At 73.7% G+C, this 1641-nt stretch carries 1 protein-coding gene; it reads right to left on the bottom strand.

Going from position 1 to position 1641, the window contains the following annotated elements:
- Positions 1 to 978, bottom strand: a 978-nt coding sequence (locus tag AN218_RS29785) for a serine/threonine-protein kinase (RefSeq protein WP_141747752.1), incomplete at its 3' end; no start/stop codon positions are given.
- Positions 979 to 1641 lie beyond the last annotated feature (663 nt).

The raw sequence follows: 1641 nt of genomic DNA, 5'->3' as shown, positions 1-1641 counted from the left end.
AGCGGCTCCCGCGCCGCCGCCCCCGCCGGCTCCGCCGGCTCCGCCGGTCTCAGGGACCGCGGCCGGAGCGGGATCGGGTGCGAGCAGTGCGCCGACGCCCATCGCGGCCGCCGCCTGGTCCGGCGTGGACTGTGCTCCGATACCGGCCGCGACCGTACGCAGCGCGTTCGCGAGATTGACCGCGCTGGGCCGCTCCTCGGGCCGCTTGCGCAGACACCGTTCCACGACCGTCCACAGCGGGTCGGGCATGCTCGGCGGGCGCACCGGTTCCTCGGAGAGGTGACGGTGGATCATCTCCAGGGCGGACCCGCCACGGAAGGGCGGCTGCCCCGTCGTCAGCTCGTACAGCAGGATGCCCGCGCCGTAGATGTCGACCGCGGAGGTCTGCGGGCGGCCCTCGGCGGACTCGGGCGCCACATAGGCGGGAGTGCCGACGAACTCCTGGGTGCGCGTGAGTCCGGGCGAGTCCGCGAGCCGCGCGATGCCGAAGTCGGTGAGCATCGGGCGCATGCCCTCGGGCCCCTCGGCCAGCAGCACGTTGGCGGGCTTGAGGTCCCGGTGGACGATGCCGTCGGTGTGGCTCGCGGCCAGCGCGTCGGCGACCTGGGCGGTGACCAGCGCGGCGCCGATCGGCGAGAACGGGCCGTTCTCGCGCAGATAGCGCTGCAGATCCGGGCCCTCGATCAGGTCCATGACGAGGGCGAGGAGATCGCCCTCCACCACCAGGTCGCGTGTGCGGACGATGTTGTGGTGGGTCAGGCGGAGCAGGACGGAGCGCTCCCGCAGGAAGCGCATGACGACATCGGGGTCGTTGGCCAGCTCCTCCTTCAGGACCTTGATCGCCACCGTCTCGCCGGGCTGACCGGCCACGGCCGCCTCGGCGCCCGCCGTCTCCCGCTGCCTCGCCCGCCACACGGTGCCGGTGGCGCCGCGGCCCAGCGGTTCCTCGAGCAGGTACTTGCTGCCTACCGGCCGCACGTCATGCGCTCCCTGATGTCGTACTGCAATCCCGCCCACAATAGTGCCGTCTCGCGAACGGTCGACGCCGAGTGCGGACGGACGGGCGACTTCCGGCAAAGACGCACCGCGCGCCGGGGACGGTTGCGACCCGCGTTCCCGCACGGCCCCGTGGACCCCGTGAACTCCATGCCCTCCGTGGCCTCCCCGGACCGCCCTCGTAACCGACCCGCTCCGGCGTCGCCGCGCGGAGCGCGGATCGTATCCGGAGCGGTGTCCGTGCACGCCCTCTTGCGCACCACGGCGCAAAATCAAGATCATTGAGCGCCGCGGGCGGGACGCGATGTCGGTGACGGGTGCGAAGATGCTCACGGCATCGACAGCACCGAGCGCGAGCGCGTGGACGCGCGCGGTCGCGGCCGGGTGCTGTGCCGTGTGGGACATGTGTGCCGGCGCGTGAGCGCGACGAGGGTGACCGCCTCGCCGCAGCGCTGCGGGCACACCGGTGGTCGGGACCGGGAGGGCCGATGCAGATCCGGCTGACTGTCACCCTCGCGCCGCGCGGAGGCGGCCAGGCGACGGGTGGCGCGGCGGGCGCGCCGAGCGGCAACGCGGCGTGCGACGTGCTGGTCACGGCTCCGTCCGGCACCCCCCTCTCGGCGGTGACGGGCGGGCTCGTCTCCG

The sequence above is a fragment of the Streptomyces nanshensis genome, assembly GCF_001751255.1.
GTDB classification, from domain to species: domain Bacteria; phylum Actinomycetota; class Actinomycetes; order Streptomycetales; family Streptomycetaceae; genus Streptomyces; species Streptomyces nanshensis_A.
The sequence above is the reverse complement of the archived record's forward strand: the minus strand, read 5'-3'. Positions and strand labels throughout refer to the sequence as shown.